Consider the following 21,918-nt stretch of genomic DNA (forward strand, 5'->3'; position numbering starts at 1 on the left):
CTCCGGATGTGAACACGGTTGGCGGCTTGTAGCACAGAGGTAACAGGAGGGACCCAACGGTGAAACGGCCCGAAAGCACCATCGAATCCATGCTGATCTCACTTTCCCCGCCGGCGCCTGTGATGTCGCCGGTGCACAGGGGAGAGGCGACGCACTGCCCGTACTGCGCCCTGCAGTGCGGCATGAACGTCAGCGGTGGGACCGGCGGGACACCCGGCGGCACGGTGACGATCACCCCCCGCCACGACGTCCCGGCGAACGCCGGAGCGCTCTGCCAGAAGGGGTGGACGGCGGGCGAGCTGCTGGCCGGCGGCGCACGCCTCACCACGCCGCTCGCCCGCGCGAGCCGTACGAGCCCCCTTGAGCCGGTGAGCTGGGACGAGGCGCTCGACCGCGTCGCGTCGGCCGTGCGCGGGATCCAGGCCGGGCACGGCAGGGACGCGGTGGCGGTGTTCGGCGGTGGCGGCCTCACCAACGAGAAGGCCTACCAGCTCGGCAAGTTCGCCCGGGTGGCGCTGGGGACGAGCCAGATCGACTACAACGGCCGCTTCTGCATGTCCTCGGCGGCGGCGGCCACCAACCGCGCGTTCGGCATGGACCGGGGCCTGCCGTTCCCGATCACCGACGTGGCCGAGGCCGGCGCGGTGATGCTTGTCGGCGGGAACGTCGCCGAGACCATGCCGCCGTTCCTGCGGCACCTGCGGAACACCCTGATCGTCGTCGACCCGAGGGACACCCGCACGGCCGCGCGGGCCACCCTGCACCTTCGGGTCACCCCGGGCACCGACCTGGCCCTCGCCCTGGGCCTGCTGCACATCGCGATCACCGAGGGCCACGCCGACCTGGACTACGTCGCCGCCCGCACGACCGGGTTCGAGGCGGTACGCGCGTCGGTCGCGTCGTGGTGGCCCGAGCGCGCCGAGCGGGTCACCGGTGTGCCGGTCGCCCGGATGCGCGAGGCCGTCCGCCTCCTCGCCGGCGCGGGCACGGCGATGATCCTCACCGGCCGGGGCGCCGAGCAGCACGCCAAGGGCGCCGACACGGTCACCGCGTACATCAACCTCGCTCTCGCGCTCGGCCTGCCGGGACGGCCCGGCTCCGGGTACGGCTGCCTGACCGGCCAGGGCAACGGCCAGGGCGGGCGCGAGCACGGCCAGAAGGCCGACCAGCTCCCCGGCTACCGCTCGATCGCCGACCCCGCCGCCCGCGCGCACGTCGCGGGGGTCTGGGGAGTCGACCCCGGCGAGCTTCCCGGGCCGGGCCGTTCGGCGTACGAGCTGCTCGACACCCTCGGCACCGCCGAGGGGGCACGGGCGCTGCTGGTGTTCGGCTCCAACCCGGTGGTGTCGGCCCCGCGCGCGAGCCACGTGGCCGAGCGGCTCGCCGCGCTGGACCTGCTCGTGGTCTCCGACTTCGTACTGTCGGAGACCGCCGCGATGGCCGACGTCGTGCTTCCCACCACGCAGTGGGCCGAGGAGCACGGCACGATGACCAACCTGGAAGGCAGGGTCCTGCTGCGCCGCCAGGCCGTCGCTCCGCCCTCGGGGGTGCGGAGCGACCTCGCGATCCTGTCCGGCCTGGCCGCCAGGCTCGGCCGGGACGAGGGCTTCTCCAGCGACCCCGGCGTGGTGTTCGACGAGCTGCGCAGGGCGAGCGCGGGCGGCGTCGCCGACTACTCGGGCATCACCTACGAGCGCATCGCCGCCGAGACCGGCGTGTTCTGGCCGGCTCCCTCGAAGGACCACCCGGGCACGCCGCGCCCGTTCCTCGACCGGTTCCCGACGCCGGACGGGCGGGCGAGGTTCGTGCCCGTCGACCACCGGCCCGTGGCCGAGGACATCGACGACGACTACCCGTACTACCTGACCACGGGCCGCGTCCTCGCGCACTACCAGAGCGGCGCGCAGACGAGGCGGATCCCCGAGCTGAACGAGGCGGCTCCCGAGGCCTACGTGGAGCTCCATCCGCACCTCGCCGAACGCCTGGGGCTGGCGCCCGGCGACATGGTCACGGTGTCCAGCCGCAGGGGCTCCGCCGAGGCCGTCGCCAGGGTCACCCGCGGCATCCGGCACGACACGGTCTTCATGCCCTTCCACTGGGAGGGCGCCAACCGCCTCACCAACCCCGCCCTGGACCCGGTGTCCCGTATGCCGGAGTTCAAGGTCTGCGCCGTGCGCGTCGAGCGGCGCGACCCGCTCGCGGCGGGGGAGCGGGGGCGGGGCGCGTGAGGCTCGTCGTCATCGGCAGCGGCATGGCAGGCACGCGGCTGGCGAGTGAGGTCCGCGCCAGGGACACGAGCGTCCAGGTCACGGTGTTCGGCGCCGAGACCCGGGGGCCGTACAACCGGGTGCTGCTGTCCAACGTGCTCGCGGGCACCGCGAGCCCCGAGCAGGTGCGCCTGCCCGCGCAGGCCGAAGGGGTGACCGCCCGTCTCGGCGTCACGGTCACCGCGATCGACCGCGAGTCCCGCACGGTGCGCACCTCGGACGGCGGCCGCGAGCCGTACGACGTCCTGGTGCTGGCCACGGGCAGCGAGCCGGTCGTGCCGGCGATCCCCGGCGCCACCCGGGCGATCGCGTTCCGCACCCTGGACGACTGCGACCGCATCCTTGCCGCCGCGGCGACCGCGACCGGCGCGGTGGTGGTCGGCGGCGGCCTGCTCGGCGTGGAGGCCGCGCGAGGGCTCGCCGGGCGCGGCCTGCCGGTGACCCTGCTCCACCTGGCCGGGCACCTGATGGACCGCCAGCTCGACGCCGAGGCGGGGCTCGTGCTCGGCGAGGCGCTGGCCGGGCTCGGGGTGACCGTCAGGACCGGGGTCCGCGTCTCGGCGATCCACGCCCACGGCGTCGAGCTTGACACCGGGGAGACGCTCGGGTCCGAGCTGGTGGTGCTCGCCTGCGGCGTGCGGCCGGTGACCGGCCTCGCCAGGGACGCCGGCCTGGAGGTCGCCGGCGGCGTCGTCGTCGACGACCGGTTGCGCACCGCCGACCCGGCGATCTACGCCATCGGGGAGTGCGCGCAGCACGACGGCACGGTGTACGGGCTGGTGGCGCCCGCGTGGGAGCAGGCGGCCGTGGTGGCCGACCTGGTCACCGGGGCCGACGGCGCCGCGAGGTACCGCGGCTCGCGCCTGGTCACCCGCCTGAAGGCCAGGAGCGTCGAGCTGGCGGCCATGGGCGAGACGCACCTGACCGAGGACCCCTCGGACGCGGTGGAGGTCGTCCGCTTCAGCCACAGGGCCCGGGGCATCTACCGCAAGCTCGTGATCAGGAACGACCGTCTGGTCGGCGCCATCCTGCTCGGCGAGTCGGCCACGGTGGGCACGCTCACACAGCTCTACGACCGGGGCGGGCCGCTTCCCGGCGACCCGGCCGGGCTGCTGTTCCCCGGCCTCGACGGCGCCGCGACCGCCGACAGCCCGGCCCGCATGCCCGACTCGGCGCGGGTGTGCGAGTGCAACAACGTCACCAAGGGCCGCATCCGCGCCTGCTGGGAGGCGGGCGCCCGCGACACGGCGGCCGTGGTCGCCGCCACCAGGGCCACGACCGGGTGCGGCACCTGCCGCGCCGCGGTCGAGGGCCTCATCGGCTCATTGCGCGAGCAGGAGGAGGTCCGGGCATGAGGATCGTGGTGGCGGGGTACGGCCCGGCGGCCCACCGGCTCGTCGAGACGCTGGCCGCCCGGGGCTTCACGGGCACGATCACCGTCCTCGGGGAGGAGCCGAGGCCCGCGTACGACCGCGTGGCGCTGACCTCCTACCTGTCGGGCACGAGCGCGGAGGACCTCACCTACCCGGCTCCCGGCGGACCGGTCGTGGCACGGCTGGGCGACCGGGTGACCTCGATCGACCGCGCCCGCCGCACGGTGACCACCGGCGCCGGCCACGACGAGCCGTACGACGTGCTGGTGCTGGCCACGGGGTCGGCGCCGTTCGTCCCGCCGGTGCCGGGGGCAGGGCGGGCCTTCGTCTACCGCACCATCGAGGACCTCGACGCCATCCGCGCGGCGTCCGCGCACGCCACCTCCGGGGTGGTCGTCGGCGGCGGCCTGCTCGGGCTGGAGGCCGCCGACGCGCTGCGCCGTCTCGGCCTGTCCACGCACGTCGTCGAGATGGGCGGCTGGCTGATGCCCCGCCAGCTCGACGAGGGCGGCGGGGCGATGCTCAGGGGCCACATCGAGCGGCTCGGCCTCACCGTGCACACCGGCACGGGCCTCGACCGCGTCGAGGACGACCGGGTGGTCCTCGCCGGTGGCACGGCCGTCGAGGCGGGGGTCGTGGTCTTCTCGGCGGGCGTACGGCCGCGCGACGAACTGGCCCGCCAGGCCGGGCTGCCCGTGGGCGAGCGCGGCGGCGTCGTCGTCGACGAGGGGATGCGCACCGCCGACCCGGCGATCTACGCCATCGGGGAGTGCGCCCTGGCCGGGGGCGTGGTCTACGGCCTGGCCGGGCCCTGCTTCACCATGGCCGAGGTGGCCGCCGACCGCATCCTCGGCGGCACGGCGTCGTTCACCGGCGCCGACCTGTCGGCCAGGCTCAAGCTGCTCGGCGTCGAGGTGGCCGGCTTCGGGCGGCTGTCCGGCGAGCTCGACGTGACGTACATGGACCCGGTGGGGGGCGTCTACAAGAAGCTGTTCGTCAGCGACGACGCCCGCACCCTGCTCGGCGGCGTCTGCGTCGGCGACGCCTCGCCCTACGACCTGCTGCGGCCGATGGTAGGCAGGGAGCTGACCGCCCCGCCGAGCGAGCTGCTGTTCGCGGGCACGGGCTCGGCGGGGGTCTCCGGGGCGGACTTCCCCGGAGACGCGCAGGTGTGCTCCTGCAACAACGTCACCAAGGCCGCCATCAGCGCGGCCATCGCCGAGCACGGCCTCACCGACGTCGCGGGCGTCAAGAGGTGCACCCGGGCGGGCGCGAGCTGCGGCAGTTGCGTGCCCGCGCTCGTCTCGATCCTCGCCGCGGAGGGCGTCGTCCCGGGCAAGGCGCTGTGCGAGCACTTCGACCACAGCAGGCCCGAGCTGTTCGAGATCGTCCGGGTGCGCGGCATCACGACGTTCTCGCGGCTCATCGCCGAGCACGGCAGGGGACGCGGCTGCGACGTCTGCAAGCCCGTCGTGGCCTCGATCCTGGCGTCGCTGCACGGCGGGCACGTCCTCTCCGGCGAGCGGGCGGCCCTGCAGGACACCAACGACCACTTCCTGGCCAACATCCAGAAGAACGGCACGTACTCGGTGGTGCCGCGCATCCCCGGCGGTGAGATCACCCCGGAGCGGCTCATCGTGATCGGGGAGGTCGCGCGCGACTTCGGCCTCTACACCAAGATCACCGGCGGCCAGCGCATCGACCTGTTCGGAGCCCGGGTGGAGCAGCTTCCCGCGATCTGGAAGCGGCTGGTCGACGCGGGCTTCGAGTCCGGGCACGCCTACGGCAAGGCGCTGCGCACCGTGAAGTCCTGCGTGGGGTCCACCTGGTGCCGGTACGGGGTCCAGGACGCGGTCGGCATGGCCATCGCGCTCGAACTGCGCTACCGGGGGCTGCGCTCGCCCCACAAGCTCAAGGCGGCCGTCTCCGGGTGCGCCCGCGAGTGCGCCGAGGCGCGCGGCAAGGACTTCGGGATCATCGCCACCGAGAACGGCTGGAACCTCTACGTCGGGGGCAACGGCGGCTTCAAGCCCCGCCACGCCGACCTGCTGGCGAGCGACCTGACCGACGACGAGCTGGTCCGCGCGATCGACCGCTTCCTGATGTTCTACATCCGCACGGCCGACCGCCTCCAGCGCACGGCCGCCTGGGTCGAGGGCATCGGCCTGGACCACCTCCGCGACGTGATCGTCGAGGACTCCCTCGGGATCGCCGCCGACCTGGACGCGGGCATGGAGCGGCACGTCGCCGGCTACTTCGACGAGTGGCGCGCCACCCTGGAGGACCCCGACAAGCTGCGCAGGTTCGTCAGCTTCGTCAACGCCCCCGGCACCCCCGACCCCTCGATCGCCTTCGAGACCGAACGCGACCAGATCAAGCCCGTTCTCGTGGAGGTGACCCGCCGATGAGCGCCGCCAGGAAGACTCTGGTGACCGCGACCGCGCAGGGCTGGGTGGCGCTCTGCGCCTACACGGACCTGATCCCCGAGCGCGGCGCCGCCGCACTGGTCGGGGGCCGCCAGATCGCGCTGTTCCGCGCGCACGACGGGCGCCTGTTCGCCGTCGGGAACCGCGACCCCTACAGCGGGGCGTACGTGATGTCACGCGGCATCACCGGCACCAGGGGCGAGGAGCCCGTGGTGGCGACGCCCATGTACAAGCAGGTGTTCTCCCTGGTCACCGGCGTCTGCCTGGACGATCCGGCAATTGCACTACCGACATATCCGACCCGTGTCACCAACGGCACCGTGGAGGTGAGCGTGGAATGACAGCCGCGCTTCTGGACAATCCCCTGACCACCCTCGAGACGGCGCCCGACGCGCTGGCCGGGTTCACCATCGGGGTGACCGCGACCCGCCGCAGGGAGGAGTTCGCGGCCCTGCTGGAAAGGCGGGGAGCCCGGGTCGTACGGGCTCCCGCGATCCGCCTGGTGCCCCTCGCCGAGGACGCCGACCTGCTGGCGGCCACCCGCGAGTCCCTGGACGGGCCGGTCCACGACGTGGTGGTCACCACGGGCGTCGGGTTCCGTGGGTGGATGGCCGCCGCCGAGGGCTGGGGGCTCTCCACCGACCTGGCCGACCACCTCGCGGCGGCGCGGCTGCTGCCCCGGGGGCCGAAGGCACGCGGGGCGGTGCGCGCCGCCGGGCTCAACGACCACTGGACCCCGCTCACGGAGTCCTGCGAGGAGATCAAGCAGTACCTCCTCGGCCAGGACCTCCGGGGGCGGCGCATCGTGGTGCAGCTGCACGGAGAGCCGCTGACCGGGTTCGTGGCCCAGCTGCGGGCGGCGGGCGCCACGGTGATCGAGGTGCCGGTCTACCGCTGGCTGCCCTACCGCGACGCCTCCCCGCTGCGCCGCCTGATCACCCAGGCGATCTCGGGCTCGGTGGACGCCGTGGCCTTCACCAGCGCCCCCGCCGTGCTGGCGATGCTCAACGCCGCCAGGGCCGAGAGCCTGGAGGACTCGCTCCTGTCGGCCTTCAGCGGCTCGGTGGTGGCGGCGTGCGTCGGCCCGGTGACGGCGGCGCCGCTGCTGGCGAAGGGCGTGCCGGTGATCCAGCCGGAGCGTTCGCGCCTCGGCGCCCTGGCCCGCACCCTCGCCCGCCACCTTCCCGAGCACAGCGTCACGCGCGTCACCGCGGGCGCCCACCAGCTGGAGATCCGCGGGCACGCGGTCGCCGTCGACGGCGACCTGAAGCCGCTGCCGCCCGCGCCGATGGCCGTGCTCAAGCGCCTCGCCGAGCGTCCCGGCCACGTCGTGCCCCGCTCCGACCTGCGCGTGGTGCTGCCGGGCGGCCCGTCCAGGGACTCCGCCGAGCACGCGGTCGAGATGGCGGTCACCCGGCTCCGGCGTGCCCTCGGGCCCTCGGGCATCGTCGAGACCGTCGTCAAGCGCGGCTACCGGCTGGCCTGTGACCGGCTGGACGCCCGGTGACGCCCTCGGCCGGCGGAGGCCACGAGCGGAAGGACGACGGGTGAGGAGGAACCGGGAGGTCCCGCAGAGGGGCGGTTCCCGAGGCAAGCCCCCCGCGGCGGAAGCCGCGGGGACGCTGGTGCTGGTCGCGCACGGCACGCGGAGCGCGGCGGGGGAGGCCGCGCACGCCGCCCTCGCGGAACGGGTGCGCAGGGCGCGTCCCGGCCACCGGGTCGAGCTGGCCTACCTGGAGATCAGCTCACCCCTGCTCGCCGACGTGCTGGCGGGCGTGCCGGGGCCGGTGGTCGTGGTCCCGCTGCTGCTCGCGGGCGGCTACCACCTCCACATCGACCTGCCCGCGGTCGTGGCCAGGTGCAGGCCGGACGCCGTCGTGGCCGGCCGGCTGGGCCCGCACCCGCTGATCACCTCCGTGCTGGTACGCCGGCTGGCGTCGGCCGGCCTGCGCTCCACCGACGCGGTGATCCTCGCCGCGGCGGGCTCCTCGGACCCCGCCGCCCTCGCCGACGTGCGCTCCGCCGCCCGGCTGCTGTCGGTACGGCTGTCGCGCCCGGTCACCGCCGCGTTCGCCTCGGCGGGCAGCCCGACGGTCGCGGCGGCCATGGACAGGCTGCGCTCGGGGCCCGCGCCACGGGTGGCGGTCGCCTCCTACCTGCTGGCCCCGGGGTTCTTCCAGGGCCGGCTGGAGTCGAGCGGGGCGGACGTGGTGAGCCGCCCGCTCGGCGCGGAGAACGACCTGGCGACCCTGGCGTGGCACAGGTTCGACGAGGCCGCCGCCGCGATCGGCAGGGGAGGCCACGCGCAGGCGGCTCAGGAGAGCGCGGGCGCCCGGGGTGTGACGGTCTCCAGCCGCAGCTCGCGCACGATCTCCACCGCGCCGTCGTCCCGCGACAGGCCGGAGCCCATGAACATCTCGTAGTAGGCGTGCCGGAAGCAACCGGCGAGCAGCAGGCGCGCGCTGGCCTCGGGGGTCACGTCCGGCGACACCCGCCCGAGACCGCGCTCGACCGCGAGGTACTCGGCGAGGGGGGCGATCTCGGAGGCGGGGCCGAGCTCGGTCTCGCGCAGCGCCTCGCGGAACCGCACGGTGATCGAGGGCGAGATGAAGGCGGGCATCGCCGCCGCCTGAACCTCGGCGTAGTAGGCGATGCCGGCACGGGCCACCGGCAGGAGGTTGTCGTTCACCCGTCCCTTGCCGGCCAGGTGCATCAGGGTGTCGAGGGTGCGCAGCCAGACCGGCAGGCGGTCCTGGAGCAGGGCGAGGAACATCTCGACGGCCTGGGCGGGGGTCGCGCCGCGCAGCTGGGGGTAGGCGGCGCCGCCTACCGGGTGCGCGGCGCCCTCTCCGGGCCGGGCGGCCCCGTCTCCGCCGTCCTGTTTCATGAAAACGGCCATTTCAAGAACGCGTCGCCGCGTCTCCTGTGCTCTCTTGTGCGGATCGGGATATTGAGTCGCCATGGGGGTCCCAAGGTGCGCAGTCACATGTGTAGGTTCAGCACGCGGGTGGCGTCGTTCACGATGTTTGCGGAGTCGTGTTTCTCTCCGTTATCGAATCGTTGCCGCGCGCGGGGTGCCGCCCAGGTGCAATGGTGCGGAACGGCGCAGCGGCCAATTATTACCCGAAATCTCGGAGGAGCGTGGGTAATAACGGGAAGTATGTAAATTGCCCCCTTTAGGGGACTTCATCGTTAATATGCCCTCGGTTGAGAGGTGTCGCGCCCGTCAGCCCTCGGTGTCGTTGTCGCGCCGCCGCAGGTAGCGCTCGAACTCGGCCGCGATGGCGTCGCCGCTGGCCTCGGGCAGCTCGGCGGCGTCCTTGCGCTCCTCGAGCTCGCGCACGTACTCGGCCACCTCGGAGTCCTGGGCGGCCAGCTCGTCGACCCCGTGCTCCCACGCCTGCGCCTCGTCGGGAAGCTCGCCGAGCGGCATCGGGATGTCGAGCAGGTCCTCCATGCGGCGCAGGAGGGCCAGCGTGGCCTTGGGGTTGGGCGGCTGGGCGACGTAGTGCGGCACCGAGGCCCACAGCGAGACCGTCTTGGTGCCCGCCGCGCCGAGGGAGTGCTGGAGCACCCCGACGATGCCGGTCGGGCCCTCGTAGCGGGTCAGCTCGAGGTTGAGGGAGCGCGCGAGGCCAGGATCGCTCACGGAGCCCACGATCGGCACCGGCCGGGTGTGGGGGGAGTCGTTGAGCAGGGCGCCGAGCAGCACCGCGGTCTCCACGCCGAGCTCCAGGCTGATGCTGACCAGCTCGGCGCAGAAGGTGCGCCAGCGCATGTTGGGCTCGATGCCGCGCAGCAGCACCACGTCGCGGTTGCTGCCCGGGGGACGCGCCACGAGCAGGCGGGTGGTGGGCCACACGATGGAGCGCGTGACGCCGTCGCCCAGCTCGACGACGGGGCGGGTGACCTGGAAGTCGTAATAGTCCTCGGGGTCGAGCTCGACGAGCGGGGTGGCCTTCCACTCCGCCTCCAGGTGAGCGAGCGCGCCGCTCGACGCCTCCCCCGCGTCGTTCCAGCCCTCGAACGCGGCGATCAGCACCGGGTCGACGAGCTCGGGGAGTCCTTCGAGCTCGATCACGCGCCGCCTCCTCCTCGCCTGGCCGAGGCCGCCCACCTGACGGGGACGCCCTCTCGGCCGCCGGCGGCGGCCTTGTGCCTGTCTAAGCCTATTCGTTGAGGGGCGTTCAGTGTCACGGAGAGGCGACAGCCGGACGTCAGAGCCGCTCAGAACCCTCGGCGAGGGCCCGGAAAGGAGGGAAAGGACTGGACGGCTGGTGCAATTCCGGCATCGGGCGGTCACATCATGCCTCCCGCTAGGCTTGACTCCATGAACAGCAGAGCGTCCTTCAGGCAGACCCTGGCCGATCGGGTGATCGTCGCGGACGGGGCCATGGGGACGATGCTGCAGGCCTACGACCCGGCCCTCGACGACTTCGAGGGCCACGAGGGCTGCAACGAGGTGCTCAACGTGACCCGCCCCGACATCGTGCGGGGCGTGCACGACGCGTACTTCGAGGTGGGCGTCGACTGCGTGGAGACCAACACCTTCGGCGCGAACCTCGCCGCCCTGGGGGAGTACGACATCCCCGGCCGCGTCTACGAGCTTTCCGAGGCGGGCGCCCGGCTGGCCCGTGAGCGGGCCGACCACTGGTCGACGCCTGAGCGGCCCCGCTTCGTCCTCGGCTCGATGGGTCCCGGTACGAAACTCCCCACCCTCGGGCACAAGCCGTACCAGGCGCTGCGCGACGCCTACCGCGACAACGCGGCTGGGCTGATCGCGGGTGGCGCCGACGCGCTGATCATCGAGACGTGCCAGGACCTGCTGCAGGTCAAGGCGGCGGTCGTCGGAGCGCGGCGCGCGATCGAGGCGGCCGGGCGGGACGTGCCGATCATCGCGCAGGTGACGATCGAGACCAACGGCGCGATGCTGCTGGGCTCCGAGATCGGCGCCGCGCTGACCGCGATCGAGCCCCTGGGCGTCGACGTGATCGGGCTCAACTGCGCGACCGGTCCGGCCGAGATGAGCGAGCACCTCCGCTACCTCGCCAAGCACAGCCGCCTGCCGCTGTCCTGCATGCCCAACGCCGGCCTGCCCGAGCTCACCTCCGACGGCGCCCGCTACCCGCTCAGCCCCGGCGAGCTCGCGAACGCCCACGAGACCTTCACCCACGACTACGGCCTCTCTCTGGTCGGCGGCTGCTGCGGCACCACCCCCGAGCACCTGCGGCGGGTGGTCGAGCGGGTGCGCGGCCAGGCTCCCGCCGCGCGGCGCCCTCGCCCGGAGGCCGGCGCCGCTTCGCTGTACCAGCACGTGCCGTTCCGGCAGGACACCTCGTATTTGGCCATCGGCGAGCGCACCAACGCCAACGGGTCCAAGGCGTTCCGCGAGGCGATGCTGGCCGAGCAGTGGGACGAGTGCGTCGACATCGCCCGTGCCCAGTCGCGCGACGGTGCGCACATGCTCGACCTGTGCGTGGACTACGTGGGCCGTGACGGCGTGGCCGACATGAAGGAGCTGGCGTTCCGCTTCGCGACGGCCTCGACGCTGCCGGTCGTGCTGGACTCCACCGAGCCCGCGGTGATCCAGGCGGGCCTGGAGATGCTGGGCGGGCGCGCGGTCATCAACTCCGTCAACTACGAGGACGGCGACGGCCCGGGCTCGCGCTTCCAGAAGATCATGGGCCTGGTCAAGGAGCACGGCGCGGCCGTGGTGGCCCTGACGATCGACGAGGAGGGCCAGGCCCGTACGGCCGAGTGGAAGATCCGCGTCGCCTCCCGCATCATCGAGGACCTCAAGGGCAACTGGGGCATGAAGGTCGGCGACATCATCGTCGACTGCCTGACCTTCCCGATCGCGACCGGGCAGGAGGAGACCCGCCGCGACGGCGTCGAGACCATCGAGGCGATCCGCGAGCTCAAGCGGCTGTACCCGGAGGTGCAGACCACGCTGGGCCTGTCGAACATCTCCTTCGGCCTCAACCCGGCGGCGCGGATTGTGTTGAATTCGGTGTTTTTGAATGAGTGTGTGAACGCGGGGTTGGATTCGGCGATCGTGCATGCGTCGAAGATTTTGCCGGTGGCGCGGATTCCTGATGAGCAGCGTCAGGTGGCGTTGGACATGGTGTATGACCGGCGGCGGGAGGGTTATGACCCGTTGCAGCGGTTCATGGAGTTGTTCGAGGGGGTCGATGCCGCGTCGATGCGGCAGGATCGGGCGGCTGAGCTGTTGGGTCTGCCGTTGTGGGAGCGGTTGAAGCGGCGGATCGTGGATGGGGAGAAGAAGGGCCTGGAGGCCGATCTGGAGGAGGGTCTGGGGCGGCGTCCTGCTTTGGAGATCATCAATGAGGTGCTGCTGGACGGTATGAAGACCGTGGGTGAGTTGTTCGGCTCGGGTCAGATGCAGTTGCCGTTTGTGTTGCAGTCGGCTGAGGTGATGAAGACCGCGGTGGCGTATCTGGAGCCGCATATGGATCGGGTGGAGGGGGAGACCAAGGGGCGGATCGTGCTGGCCACGGTCAAGGGTGATGTGCATGACATCGGGAAGAACCTGGTGGACATCATTTTGTCCAACAATGGTTATGAGGTGGTGAACCTCGGGATCAAGCAGCCGGTGTCGACGATTTTGGAGGCGGCGGAGGACAGCAAGGCCGATGTGATCGGTATGTCGGGGTTGCTGGTGAAGTCCACGGTGATCATGCGGGAGAACCTGGAGGAGATGAACGTCCGGGGGATCTCTGATCGGTTCCCGGTGTTGCTGGGCGGGGCGGCGTTGACCCGGGCGTATGTGGAGCAGGATCTGGCCGATGTGTTCCAGGGTCAGGTGCGTTATGCGCGGGACGCGTTCGAGGGTTTGCGGTTGATGGACGCGTTCATGGCGGTCAAACGCGGGGTTGCGGGGGCGGCGTTGCCGCCGTTGCGGGAGCGGCGGGTCAAGACCGGCGCCACCCTGATCCGCACCCCTGAGCAGGATCTACCGGCGCGTTCGGATGTGGCGGCCGGCAACCCGATTCCCCGGGCGCCGTTCTTGGGGGAGCGGGTGGTGAAGGGGATCTCGCTGGGGGAGTACGCCGCGTTCCTTGACGAGCGGGCGACGTTCATGGGGCAGTGGGGGCTGAAGGCGGCCCGTGGTGGTGGTGGGCCCTCGTATGAGGAGCTGGTGGAGACCGAGGGGCGTCCGCGGTTGCGGATGTGGCTGGAGCGGATGCAGACCGAGGGGTTGCTGGAGGCGGCGGTGGTGTACGGGTATTTCCCGTGTGTCAGCGACGGCGACAGCCTGATCATCCTGAACGAGGCGGGGGAGGAGCGGACGCGGTTCACTTTTCCGCGGCAGCGGCGTGACCGGCATCTGTGCCTGTCGGATTTCTTCCGGTCCCGGGAGTCGGGTGAGGTGGACGTGGTGGCGTTCCAGGTGGCCACGATGGGGAGCAAGGTGTCGCGGGCGACGGCGGAGTTGTTCGCCAAGGACGCCTACCGCGACTATCTGGAGTTGCACGGGTTGTCGGTGCAGTTGACCGAGGCGCTGGCGGAGTACTGGCATGCCCGGGTGCGCTCGGAGCTGGGGATCGGTGGCCGGGAGTCGCTGGAGGACATGCTGAAGGTGAACGTGACCGGGTGCCGGTATTCGTTCGGGTATCCGGCGTGCCCGAATCTGGAGGATCAGGTGCAGTTGTTCGAGTTGCTGGATCCGGAGCGGATCGGGGTGTCGTTGTCGGAGGAGTTCCAGTTGCATCCCGAGCAGGCGACCTCGGCCCTGATCGTGCATCACCCCGAGGCCAGCTACTTCAACGTCTGACCTCGCGCCCAGACGGTACGGTTCTGGGGGTATACGCACGCGTTTGTCAGGGGGTTGCGTGGACGCGGTCTTCTTCGACATGGACGGGACTCTCGTCGACACCGAGAAGCTCTGGTTCCAGGCGGAGTCACAGGTGATGCGGCGCCTTGGCGCGGGGTGGACCACCGCCGACCAGGAGAACCTGGTCGGCGGCTCCATGCCGGCGACCGTCGCCTACATGCTCCAGGCGAGTGGATCCGGCCGGGATCCCGCCGACGTCGAGAGCTGGATGCTCGACGGCATTCTCGGCCTGCTGGCCGACGGCTTCGAGGTCATGCCGGGAGCGGCGGAGCTGCTGGCCGAGGTGCGCGCGTCCGGCGTGCCCGTGGGCCTCGTGACCTCCTCCAGCCGGCTGATGGCGGACGCCGTGCTCGGCGGCATCGGGCGTGACAACTTCGACATCGTGGTCACCGGCGACGACGTCCGGCACTTCAAGCCCGACCCGGAGCCCTACCTGCTGGCCGCGCGCCTGCTCGGTGTCGACCCGGCACGCTGCGCCGTCCTTGAGGACTCGCCGACCGGCGTCGCCGCGGGCACCGCGGCGGGATGCGCGGTCGTGGCCGTCCCCAGCGTGCTCGCCATCCCGCCCGCGCCGCGGCGCCTGGTCGTCGAGTCGCTCAAGCAGGTCGACCTGGCGACGCTCCGGAGCCTGGTCCTGTCCGAGGGCCCCGCCGCGTGATCCCCTAGGGGGCCGCCCCTCCTCCAGGTAGGGGACGTGCCCTCCTTGGGGAGGAGAGGACCCGGCGCGATCGCGTGCCAGGATGGAACGGTAAGCCATACAAAGGGGGCGAGCCGTTATGTCCTTCGACCAGATCGCCTGGTTCCCGCTGTGCGCCGGGCTGACAGCGGTCGGGCTGGTGCTCGGCTTCCTGGCATTCCGCAGACGGGGCGCCGCGGCGGGCCTGCGGGTCGCCGCCTGGTCCCTGATCCCGATCGCGGCCTACCTCACCGGCGCGCTGCCGGCCGCCTGGAAGGTCGGCACGGCCGTGGTGGGCTTCTTCACGGGCCTGGTCTTCTCGCCGACGGTCTGGGCCGGCGTCGCCGTGGCTGGCCTGTCGGCGGTGCTGTTCCTGGTCTCGGGCGTGCTGCGCAGGAGGCGCGGGGGCGCCGCCGAGGGCGCGCCGGAGGGCCGTACGCCCAAGCAGACGCCCAAGCAGGCGGCCCCGGGCGCGGCCGCCCCCACCAAGCCGAACCGCAGGCCCCTGCCGCAGAAGCCCGCCGCCCCCGCCGCGGACGACGACCTCGCGGACATCGAGGAGATCCTCAAGCGCCGGGGCATCAGCTAGCCCTCCCGCGCGCCGGCGCCCCCGGTGCGCCGTGGGCGATGGCGTTGCTCACCAGCTCGCTCACCATGAGCACCACGTCGTCCGTAGGCCCCAGCCCATGAGCGTCCGCCGCACCATGTCCCGGGTCTCCGCGACGGCCGCCCGGTCGCCCGGTAGCTCGCAGGACATGGTCCGGTATCCCTGGGGAGTGCCGATCATCGATGCTCCTTGCTGCCGTCCGGCGTGCGCCATCACGAGCAGATACGTCCTCGGAGCGGGTTACGTTCGGATAACGGCGTCTCAGTCTTCAAGATCGGCCGATCGGGCCTCCGATGCCCTGGATATGATCACGCAGGCATGGTCCCCGCCATGATCCACGCCCCCTCCGGGCGGCCGGAGATCGCCGCCGGGCGCCGCATCCCCTGCGCCGCAGCGGCTCCCTGCGGCGTGTCACGGTTCCGGTACACAACCCGAACAGCCCCCGGACATACCATCCAAGATCAACACGAATGAATTTCGCATGAATCACAGTTGAGCCACATAGCGCGCTCAGGTACTGGTCAGTGCAGCTCAGCACGTAGATTCTGCGTCCGGGGGCCGTACACGCGGCCTGCCTGAAATGGACGACGCCCGCCGGCCACCGGTGGCGGGCGACGCGTCAGACGGACAACGTCGTCTGGGATCCAGGGGGCCGACACTATGACCGCACCGCTCGACGTCTCCGGCACGGAGCTCGAGGCCGCGCCGGAAGCCGTGCTGGGAGGGTCGCAGGCCAAGGCGATCCAGGGCCGATCTCTCGGCCAGATCGCCTGGATGCGCCTGAAGCGGGACAAGGTCGCGCTGATCGGTGGCGGCGTGGTGATCTTCCTCATCCTGGTCGCGGTCTTCGCCCCGCTGATCGTCGGCTTGATCGGGCATCCCCCGAACGACTTCAACCAGGACCTCATCAGCTCCGAGACGTTGGCGCCCAAGGACGGCACCGGCATCGGCTTGGACCACCTGTTCGGCGTCGAGCCGGTCAACGGGCGCGACATCTTCAGCCGCATCGTGTACGGCGCCCGCATCTCGCTGCTGATCGCCTTCCTCGCCACGCTGCTGTCGGTGGTCATCGGCACGACGCTCGGCGTCATGGCCGGCTACTTCGGCGGCTGGGTCGACTCGGTCATCAGCAAGACGATGGACGTCTTCCTGGCCTTCCCCCTGCTGGTCTTCGCCATCGCCCTGGCGGGCATCGTGCCCGACACCGCGTTCGGCCTGTCCGGCGACGCGCTGCGCGTCTCGCTCCTGGTGTTCATCATCGGCTTCTTCAACTGGCCCTACATCGGGCGCATCATGCGCGGGCAGACGCTGTCGCTGCGCGAGCGGGAGTTCGTCGACGCGGCCCGCAGCCTTGGAGCGCGCGGGCCCTACATCATCTTCCGGGAGATGCTGCCCAACCTGGTGGCGCCGATCCTGGTGTACTCCACGCTCCTGATCCCGACGAACATCCTCTTCGAGGCCGCGCTGTCGTTCCTCGGCGTCGGTGTGCGCCCGCCCACGGCCACCTGGGGCGGCATGCTGTCGGACGCCGTGCGCTTCTACACGATCCCGCACTTCATGTTCTTCCCGGGTATGGCGATCTTCATCACCGTCCTGGCCTTCAACCTCCTCGGTGACGGCCTTCGCGACGCCCTCGACCCGAGGGCCCGCTGAGCTCGATCTGTTTCCCCCATAAGTTCCCTGGCTCCGACAACAAGGGGTTTCGTACATGATGAGAAAGACCACACTGGGGGTGACCGCCCTAGGTGCGGTTCTCGCCCTGGGGCTGTCCGCCTGCGGCGGAGGCGGGTCGGCGACGCCGAGCCAGTCCGGCGCGGCGTCCGCGGGCGGTGACGGCGCGAAGGCGGAGTTCAACGCCGCCCTCACGCAGGTGTTCAACCCTTCTGACAAGAAGGGGGGGATCATGAAGTTCGCCAACGCCGGCGACTGGGACTCCCTTGACCCCGCCGACACCTACTACGGCTACTCCTGGAACTTCATCCGGCTCTACGGCCGTGCCCTGGTGATGTTCAAGCCGGCTCCCGGCAAGGAGAGCAGCCAGCTCGTCCCCGACCTCGCCGAGAACCTCGGCACCCCGAGCGATGACGCCAAGACCTGGACGTACAAGCTCAGGGCCGGCGTGAAGTACGAGGACGGCACCCCGATCACCTCCAAGGACGTGAAGTACGGCGTCCTGCGGTCGCTCGACAAGGAGGTGTTCCCCGACGGGTACACCTACTTCAACGACACGCTGGACCTGCCGAAGGACTACAAGGGTCCGTACAAGTCCAAGGGCGTCAACACCGACAAGGCGATCGAGACCCCCGACGACCAGACGATCGTCTTCCACCTGAAGCAGTCCTACAGCGGTTTCGACTACTTCGCGCAGCTTCCCGCGACGATCCCGGTCCCCGAGGCCAAGGACACGGGCGCGAAGTACAAGGAGCACGTGATCTCCTCCGGGCCGTACAAGTTCGATAAGAACGAGATCGGCAAGGGCTTCAACCTGGTCCGCAACGACCAGTGGGACCAGGCGAGCGACCCGAACCGCAAGGCGCTGCCCGACGGCTACGAGGTCTCGACGAACGTCAACGCCGACGACATCGACAACCGCCTGCTCTCCGGCGACCTGCACGTCGACATCGCCGGCACCGGCGCCCAGCCCGCCACCCTCGGCCGCGTGCTGACGGACCCGGCGCTGAAGGCCAACGCCGACAACCCGACGATCACCCGCCTGTGGTACACGTCGATCAACGGCAACGTGAAGCCGCTGGACAACCTCGAGTGCCGCAAGGCCGTCGAGTACGCCGCGGACAAGGTCGCCTACCAGACCGCCTACGGAGGCGAGTTCTCCGGCGGCCAGATCGCCACGAGCCTGCTGCCCCCGGGCATCCCCGGCCACGCGGACATCAACCCGTACCCGGCCGGCGCGGACAACCACGGTGACGTGACCAAGGCCAAGGAGGCCCTCACGGCCTGCGGCCAGCCGAACGGCTTCGAGACCAACATCTCCTACCGGGCCGAGCGCCCGAAGGAGAAGGCCACGGCCGAGGCGCTGCAGCAGTCGCTGGCCAAGGTCGGCATCAAGCTCACGCTGAAGCCGTTCCCGCAGGCCGACTACTTCGCGCTGTACGCCGGCAAGCCGGGCTACGCGAAGGACAACAAGCTGGGCCTGGCCGTCAACGGCTGGGGCGCCGACTGGCCGGACGGATACGGCTTCCTGCAGCAGATCGTCGACAGCCGGGTGATCCGCGACACTGGTGGTTCCTCCAACATCAGCGTCCGGGACCCCGAGGTCGACAAGCTGATCGACCAGGCCTCGCTGGAGACCGACATCGCCAAGCGTGAGCCGATCTGGGCGCAGATCGACCAGAAGGTGATGGACGACGCCTACGTCCTGCCCGGCCTGTGGGCCAAGAGCCTCCTCATCCGGGGCAAGGGCGTGACGAACGTGTACGTCAGCGACGCGACCGGCATGTACGACTACATCAACATGGGCCTGCAGTAACAGCCCGTACCATCCGATAGATCCGATAGACACGTGAACGCGGCAGGGGGCCGGCCGACAGGCCGGCCCCCGGAGCCGGGGGGACTGTGGTCACATACATCATCCGGCGCCTGATCTGGGGTGTCTTCATGCTCGCCATCGTGAGCGTGATCACCTTTGCGATCTTCTTCCTGGTGCCGCGCCTGGCGGGCGCCACCTCCGAGAGCCTGGCCACCCGTTACGTCGGGCGTACGGCCAGCGCCGAGCAGGTCAAGGTCGCGGCCGAGAAACTGGGCTTCAACGATCCGCTGATCGTGCAGTACGGCAGGTTCGCCAAGGGCATCGTCGCGGGCGCCGACTATGACTACGGTCCCGGCGTGGAGCGCTGCCCGGCGCCGTGCTTCGGCTACTCGTTCCTCACCCGGCTGCCCGTGTGGCCCGACCTGCTGAACCGGCTGCCGGTGACGATGTCACTGGCCCTCGGAGCCGCGGTGATCTGGCTCATCGCGGGCGTGGCCACCGGAGTGATCTCCGCGCTGAGACGCGGCAGCATCTTCGACAGGGCGGCGATGAGCATCGCCCTCGCCGGCGTCTCCCTACCGATCTTCTTCACCGGCATCGTCTCGCTGGTGGTCTTCAGCTACGGCCGTCCACTGGCGCTCACGGCGCCGGGCGGCAGCTTCACCCCGTTCTTCGACAACCCCGTCATGTGGGCGTACAGCCTGATCCTGCCCTGGATCACGCTGGCCTTCCTGTACGCCGCCGGGTACGCGCGGCTCACGCGGTCGGGCATGCTTGAGACGATGAACGAGGACTACATACGCACGGCCCGGGCCAAGGGCCTCACCGAGCGCGTGGTCGTCTTCAAGCACGGCCTGCGCGGCGCGCTGACCCCGATCCTCACCATCTTCGGCCTCGACCTCGGCCTGCTGATGGGCGGCGCGGTGCTCACCGAGAGCACCTTCTCCCTGCCGGGCATCGGGAAGTACGCCATCGACGCGATCACCAACCAGGACCTGCCGAAGGTCATGGGGGTCACGCTGGTCGCCGCCTTCTTCGTCGTGGTGGCGAACCTTGTCGTGGACCTCCTGTACGCGGTGGTCGACCCGAGAGTGAGGCTCACGTGAGCGGGCGAATCGCCGGGCAGAAGGCCTTCCTGGAGCTCAAGGACCTTCGCATCCACTTCCCGACCGACGACGGCCTGGTCAAGTCCGTCGACGGGCTCTCGTTCGGGCTGGAGCGGGGCAGGACCCTCGGCATCGTGGGCGAGTCCGGGTCCGGCAAGAGCGTCACGAGCCTCGGCGTCCTCGGCCTGCACAAGGGCACCCGGGCCAAGATCTCCGGTGAGATCTGGCTCGACGGCGAGGAGCTGGTCTCCGCGACCCCCGAGCACGTCCGCACGCTGCGCGGCAAGAAGATGGCGATGATCTTCCAGGATCCGCTGTCGGCCATGCACCCCTACTACACCGTGGGCGCGCAGATCATCGAGGCCTACCGCATCCACCACCAGGTCAGCAAGGCCGTGGCGCGCAAGCACGCGATCGACATGCTCGGCCGGGTGGGCATCCCGCAGCCCGACAGGCGCGTCGACAGCTACCCGCACGAGTTCTCCGGCGGCATGCGCCAGCGCGCGATGATCGCCATGGCGCTCTCGTGCGACCCGGAGCTGCTGATCGCCGACGAGCCGACCACGGCCCTCGACGTGACCGTGCAGGCCCAGATCCTCGACCTGATGCGCGATCTGCAGGAGGAGTTCAACTCCGCGCTGATCATCATCACCCACGACCTCGGCGTGGTGGCCGAGCTGGCCGACGACATCCTTGTGATGTACGGCGGCAAGTGCATCGAGTACGGCAGCGCCGAGGACATCTTCGAACGTCCCGAGCACCCCTACACCTGGGGCCTGCTCGGGTCGATGCCGCGGCTCGACCGCGAGCGCACAGAGCGCCTGATGCCGATCAAGGGCACCCCGCCGTCCCTGATCAACGTGCCCGCCGGCTGCGCGTTCCACCCCCGCTGCGCCTTCGAGGGCCGCACGGAGGGCCGGGCGAGCACACAGGTGCCCGAGCTCCTGGAGACCGAGGGCGGGCACCTGGTGCGCTGCCACATGACCCTGGAGGAACGGCGCGGCATCTGGGAGAACGAGATCAAGCCCAACCTGGAGTCCGCGTGAGTGAGTCGCCCGAGCCTCTGCTGTCCGTCCAGGGCCTGGAGAAGCACTTCCCGATCACCAAGGGGCTCATCAAGCGTCAGGTCGGAGCCGTCAAGGCCGTCGACGGGCTGTCCTTCGACGTCCGGAAGGGCGAGACGCTCGGCCTGGTGGGGGAGTCCGGCTGTGGCAAGACCACGACCGGCCGCCTGATCACCCGGCTGCTGGAGCCCACCGGCGGGAAGATCCTCTTCGAGGGCCGGGACATCACCCACATGTCCCAGGGCTCGCTGCGCCCGCTCCGCCGGGACATGCAGATGATCTTCCAGGACCCCTACAGCTCGCTCAACCCGCGCCACACCGTCGGCGCCATCGTGGGCGCGCCGTTCCGGATCCAGGGCGTGAAGACCGAGCATGGCACCAAGAAGGCCGTGCAGGACATCCTGGAGCTGGTCGGGCTCAACCCCGAGCACTACAACCGCTACCCGCACGAGTTCTCCGGCGGCCAGCGGCAGCGCATCGGCATCGCGCGGACGCTGGCGCTCAAGCCCAAGCTCATCATCGCTGACGAGCCGGTGTCGGCGCTCGACGTGTCCATCCAGGCCCAGGTGGTCAACCTCCTGGAGGACCTGCAGAACGAGCTCGACCTGACCTACGTCGTCATCGCGCACGACCTGTCGGTGGTCCGGCACATCAGCGACCGGGTCGCGGTCATGTACCTCGGCAAGATCGTCGAGGTCGCCGACCGCAAGGACCTGTACGAGTCGCCGATGCACCCGTACACCACCGCGCTGCTGTCGGCGGTGCCGGTTCCGGACGTCAAGCGGCGCACCGAGCGCGAGCGCATCCGCCTGCAGGGCGACGTGCCGAGCCCGATCAACCCGCCGCCGGCCTGCCGGTTCCACACCCGCTGCTGGAAGGCGCAGGAGATCTGCAAGACCGTCGAGCCGCCCCTCGCGGAGCTCGCCACGGGCCACCAGGTCGCCTGCCACTTCCCGGAGAACGCTCCGCGGGACGCGGTGCCCGGCGACGCCGGGGCGCCGGTCCCCGCCTGAGCCCTCGGGCTCACTCTCCGGGTACGGCGCACGGCGGCCGTGCC

At 70.9% G+C, this 21,918-nt stretch carries 17 protein-coding genes; 14 read left to right on the plus strand and 3 right to left on the minus strand.

The genetic code is table 11. From position 1 onward, the window contains the following. The first annotated feature begins 89 nt into the window (after positions 1–89). Genes OG589_RS09700 through OG589_RS09725 form a run of 6 tightly spaced genes read left to right on the plus strand, consistent with a single transcriptional unit; the run spans position 90 to position 8,489 of the window. A complete protein-coding gene (locus OG589_RS09700; RefSeq protein ID WP_405148031.1) occupies positions 90–2,228 on the plus strand; it encodes a molybdopterin oxidoreductase family protein in 2,139 nt (712 codons plus the stop codon). After that, a complete protein-coding gene (locus tag OG589_RS09705) occupies positions 2,225–3,622 on the plus strand; it encodes an FAD-dependent oxidoreductase (protein ID WP_405148032.1) in 1,398 nt (465 codons plus the stop codon). The genes OG589_RS09700 and OG589_RS09705 overlap by 4 nt, the downstream gene beginning before the upstream one ends. Further along, positions 3,619–6,048, plus strand: coding sequence for a nitrite reductase large subunit NirB (gene nirB / locus OG589_RS09710; RefSeq protein WP_405148033.1), 2,430 nt, complete (start codon positions 3,619–3,621; stop codon positions 6,046–6,048). Before OG589_RS09705 ends, nirB begins: the two co-directional genes overlap by 4 nt. Then, entirely contained in the window at positions 6,045–6,407 is a 363-nt protein-coding gene (gene nirD, locus OG589_RS09715) for a nitrite reductase small subunit NirD (RefSeq protein WP_405148034.1), read from the plus strand. Before nirB ends, nirD begins: the two co-directional genes overlap by 4 nt. Next, positions 6,404–7,573: a uroporphyrinogen-III synthase gene (locus OG589_RS09720; protein WP_405148035.1), complete on the plus strand. Its 1,170-nt coding sequence runs from the start codon at positions 6,404–6,406 to the stop codon at positions 7,571–7,573. Before nirD ends, OG589_RS09720 begins: the two co-directional genes overlap by 4 nt. Before the next feature lie 40 nt (positions 7,574–7,613). Beyond that, positions 7,614–8,489 carry a sirohydrochlorin chelatase gene (locus OG589_RS09725; protein ID WP_405148036.1) on the plus strand — a complete coding sequence of 292 codons (876 nt, stop codon included), beginning with the start codon at positions 7,614–7,616 and terminating at the stop codon, positions 8,487–8,489. On the opposite strand, the gene OG589_RS09730 is transcribed toward OG589_RS09725, so the two are convergent. Both OG589_RS09730 and OG589_RS09735 read right to left on the minus strand, forming a co-directional pair. Beyond that, on the minus strand, positions 8,381–8,965 hold the full coding sequence (locus OG589_RS09730; protein WP_405148037.1) for a hypothetical protein: 585 nt from the start codon (positions 8,963–8,965) through the stop codon (positions 8,381–8,383). The genes OG589_RS09725 and OG589_RS09730 overlap by 109 nt on opposite strands. Before the next feature lie 327 nt (positions 8,966–9,292). Continuing rightward, positions 9,293–10,147, minus strand: a complete 855-nt coding sequence (locus OG589_RS09735; RefSeq protein ID WP_405148039.1) for a PAC2 family protein — start codon at positions 10,145–10,147, stop codon at positions 9,293–9,295. Positions 10,148–10,396: 249 nt separating this feature from the next. Here OG589_RS09735 and metH point away from each other — a divergent pair, with 249 nt between their 5' ends. From metH to OG589_RS09750, 3 genes are all read left to right on the plus strand, one after another. Next, positions 10,397–13,861, plus strand: coding sequence for a methionine synthase (gene metH / locus OG589_RS09740; protein WP_405148040.1), 3,465 nt, complete (start codon positions 10,397–10,399; stop codon positions 13,859–13,861). Between the two features lie 58 nt (positions 13,862–13,919). Continuing rightward, positions 13,920–14,579 carry an HAD family hydrolase gene (locus tag OG589_RS09745; protein ID WP_405148042.1) on the plus strand — a complete coding sequence of 220 codons (660 nt, stop codon included), beginning with the start codon at positions 13,920–13,922 and terminating at the stop codon, positions 14,577–14,579. 118 nt (positions 14,580–14,697) lie between these two features. After that, positions 14,698–15,186, plus strand: coding sequence for a cellulose synthase (locus OG589_RS09750; RefSeq protein WP_405148044.1), 489 nt, complete (start codon positions 14,698–14,700; stop codon positions 15,184–15,186). Between the two features lie 60 nt (positions 15,187–15,246). Here OG589_RS09750 and OG589_RS09755 read toward each other — a convergent pair whose 3' ends face one another. Beyond that, positions 15,247–15,384, minus strand: a complete 138-nt coding sequence (locus tag OG589_RS09755) for a hypothetical protein (RefSeq protein WP_405148046.1) — start codon at positions 15,382–15,384, stop codon at positions 15,247–15,249. A 480-nt stretch (positions 15,385–15,864) separates the two neighbouring features. On the opposite strand from OG589_RS09755, the gene OG589_RS09760 reads away from it, so the two are divergent. From OG589_RS09760 to OG589_RS09780, 5 genes are all read left to right on the plus strand, one after another. Beyond that, the gene (locus tag OG589_RS09760) at positions 15,865–16,857 is read left to right on the plus strand and encodes an ABC transporter permease (protein WP_405148048.1); all 993 of its coding nucleotides are present in this window, start codon (positions 15,865–15,867) and stop codon (positions 16,855–16,857) included. A 55-nt stretch (positions 16,858–16,912) separates the two neighbouring features. Next, entirely contained in the window at positions 16,913–18,691 is a 1,779-nt protein-coding gene (locus OG589_RS09765) for an ABC transporter substrate-binding protein (protein WP_405148049.1), read from the plus strand. An 86-nt stretch (positions 18,692–18,777) separates the two neighbouring features. Further along, complete coding sequence (locus tag OG589_RS09770) at positions 18,778–19,797, plus strand: ABC transporter permease (protein WP_405148050.1); 1,020 nt, start codon at positions 18,778–18,780, stop codon at positions 19,795–19,797. After that, positions 19,794–20,843, plus strand: a complete 1,050-nt coding sequence (locus OG589_RS09775; protein WP_405148052.1) for an ABC transporter ATP-binding protein — start codon at positions 19,794–19,796, stop codon at positions 20,841–20,843. The genes OG589_RS09770 and OG589_RS09775 overlap by 4 nt, the downstream gene beginning before the upstream one ends. Then, on the plus strand, positions 20,840–21,874 hold the full coding sequence (locus OG589_RS09780) for an ABC transporter ATP-binding protein (RefSeq protein WP_405148053.1): 1,035 nt from the start codon (positions 20,840–20,842) through the stop codon (positions 21,872–21,874). Before OG589_RS09775 ends, OG589_RS09780 begins: the two co-directional genes overlap by 4 nt. Positions 21,875–21,918 lie beyond the last annotated feature (44 nt).

This window comes from Sphaerisporangium sp. NBC_01403 (assembly GCF_045040145.1).
Lineage (GTDB): Bacteria > Actinomycetota > Actinomycetes > Streptosporangiales > Streptosporangiaceae > Sphaerisporangium > Sphaerisporangium viridialbum.